This is a genomic window from Staphylococcus sp. HMSC056G08 (genome assembly GCF_001812305.1).
Classification (GTDB): Bacteria; Bacillota; Bacilli; order Staphylococcales; family Staphylococcaceae; genus Staphylococcus; species Staphylococcus simulans.
This window is the reverse complement of the sequence record NZ_KV808471.1, coordinates 1-2,937: the sequence shown is the minus strand read 5'-3', so window position 1 is coordinate 2,937 and position 2,937 is coordinate 1. Positions and strand designations below refer to the sequence as shown.

General features: G+C 50.1%; 1 rRNA gene. It reads right to left on the bottom strand.

Annotated features, from left to right (window positions below):
• A 23S ribosomal RNA gene (locus tag HMPREF2846_RS06865) occupies positions 1 to 2,817 on the bottom strand; the annotation flags it as partial.
• Positions 2,818 to 2,937: the final 120 nt, after the last annotated feature.

The following is a 2,937-nucleotide window of genomic DNA, read 5'->3' as shown; positions in this document are numbered from 1 at the left end:
GGGAAATCTCATCTTGAGGGGGGCTTCATGCTTAGATGCTTTCAGCACTTATCCCGTCCATACATAGCTACCCAGCTATGCCGTTGGCACGACAACTGGTACACCAGAGGTATGTCCATCCCGGTCCTCTCGTACTAAGGACAGCTCCTCTCAAATTTCCTACGCCCACGACGGATAGGGACCGAACTGTCTCACGACGTTCTGAACCCAGCTCGCGTACCGCTTTAATGGGCGAACAGCCCAACCCTTGGGACCGACTACAGCCCCAGGATGCGATGAGCCGACATCGAGGTGCCAAACCTCCCCGTCGATGTGAACTCTTGGGGGAGATAAGCCTGTTATCCCCGGGGTAGCTTTTATCCGTTGAGCGATGGCCCTTCCATGCGGAACCACCGGATCACTAAGTCCGTCTTTCGACCCTGCTCGACTTGTAGGTCTCGCAGTCAAGCTCCCTTATGCCTTTACACTCTATGAATGATTTCCAACCATTCTGAGGGAACCTTTGAGCGCCTCCGTTACACTTTAGGAGGCGACCGCCCCAGTCAAACTGCCCGCCTGACACTGTCTCCCGCCATGATCAATGGCGCGGGTTAGAAATCCAACACAGCTAGGGTAGTATCCCACCAGCGCCTCCACGTAAGCTGGCGCTCACGCTTCTAAGGCTCCTACCTATCCTGTACAAGCTGTGCCGAATTTCAATATCAGGCTACAGTAAAGCTCCACGGGGTCTTTCCGTCCTGTCGCGGGTAACCTGCATCTTCACAGGTACTATGATTTCACCGAGTCTCTCGTTGAGACAGTGCCCAAATCGTTACGCCTTTCGTGCGGGTCGGAACTTACCCGACAAGGAATTTCGCTACCTTAGGACCGTTATAGTTACGGCCGCCGTTTACTGGGGCTTCGATTCGTAGCTTCGCAGAAGCTAACCACTCCTCTTAACCTTCCAGCACCGGGCAGGCGTCAGCCCCTATACATCACCTTACGGTTTAGCAGAGACCTGTGTTTTTGATAAACAGTCGCTTGGGCCTATTCACTGCGGCTCTTCAGAGCGTGAACCCTAAAGAGCACCCCTTCTCCCGAAGTTACGGGGTCATTTTGCCGAGTTCCTTAACGAGAGTTCTCTCGCTCACCTTAGAATTCTCATCTTGACTACCTGTGTCGGTTTGCGGTACGGGCACCAGTTATCTAGCTAGAGGCTTTTCTCGACAGTGTGAAATCAACGACTCGAGGAAAACATGTTTCCTCTCCCCATCACAGCTCAACCTTGAGAATGGCGGATTTGCCTACCATTCAGTCTCACTGCTTAGACGTGCACTCCAACAGCACGCTTCGCCTATCCTACTGTGTCCCCCCATCGCTTAAAACGATAAATGGTGGTACAGGAATATCAACCTGTTATCCATCGTCTACGCCTGTCGGCCTCGACTTAGGACCCGACTAACCCAGAGCGGACGAGCCTTCCTCTGGAAACCTTAGTCAATCGGTGGATGGGATTCTCACCCATCTTTCGCTACTCACACCGGCATTCTCACTTCTAAGCGCTCCACATGTCCTTGCGATCATGCTTCGACGCACTTAGAACGCTCTCCTACCATTGTCCTACGGACAATCCACAGCTTCGGTAATATGTTTAGCCCCGGTACATTTTCGGCGCAGTGTCACTCGACTAGTGAGCTATTACGCACTCTTTAAATGATGGCTGCTTCTAAGCCAACATCCTAGTTGTCTGGGCAATACCACATCCTTTGCCACTTAACATATATTTTGGGACCTTAGCTGGTGGTCTGGGCTGTTTCCCTTTCGAACATGGACCTTATCACCCACGTTCTGACTCCCAAGTTAAATTGATTGGCATTCGGAGTTTGTCTGAATTCGGTAACCCGAGAGGGGCCCCTCGTCCAAACAGTGCTCTACCTCCAACAATCATCACTTGAGGCTAGCCCTAAAGCTATTTCGGAGAGAACCAGCTATCTCCAGGTTCGATTGGAATTTCTCCGCTACCCTCAGTTCATCCGCTCACTTTTCAACGTAAGTCGGTTCGGTCCTCCATTCAGTGTTACCTGAACTTCAACCTGACCAAGGGTAGATCACCTGGTTTCGGGTCTACGACCAAATACTCAACGCCCTGTTCAGACTCGCTTTCGCTGCGGCTCCGCATTTGCTGCTTAACCTTGCATCAGATCGTAACTCGCCGGTTCATTCTACAAAAGGCACGCCATCACCCATTAACGGGCTCTGACTACTTGTAAGCACACGGTTTCAAGTTCTCTTTCACTCCCCTTCCGGGGTACTTTTCACCTTTCCCTCACGGTACTGGTTCACTATCGGTCACTAGAGAGTATTTAGCCTTGGGAGATGGTCCTCCCGGATTCCGACGGAATTCCACGTGCTCCGTCGTACTCAGGATCCACTCAAGAGAGAATAAACTTTCGACTACAGGACTTTTACCTTCTCTGGTTCAACTTTCCAGGTGATTCGTCTAATTTATTCCTTTGTAACTCCGTATAGAGTGTCCTACAACCCCAATGAGCAAGCTCATTGGTTTGGGCTCTTCCCGTTTCGCTCGCCGCTACTCAGGGAATCGATTTTTCTTTCTCTTCCTGCGGGTACTAAGATGTTTCAGTTCTCCGCGTCTGCCTTCGGACATGCTATGTATTCACATGTCGATAACACAACATAACTTGTGCTGGGTTCCCCCATTCGGAAATCTCTGGATCAACGCTTACTTACAGCTACCCAAAGCATATCGTCGTTAGTAACGTCCTTCATCGGCTTCTAGTGCCAAGGCATCCACCGTGCGCCCTTAATAACTTAATCACGTTATTAATATTGTGAGTAATCGCTTGCCGTCGGCAATTGATTACTAGCGATTCATTTAAATGAATAAAGCTTTTAAAACTCTAATTCACTCGGTTTTGCTTGGTAAAATCTATTTTT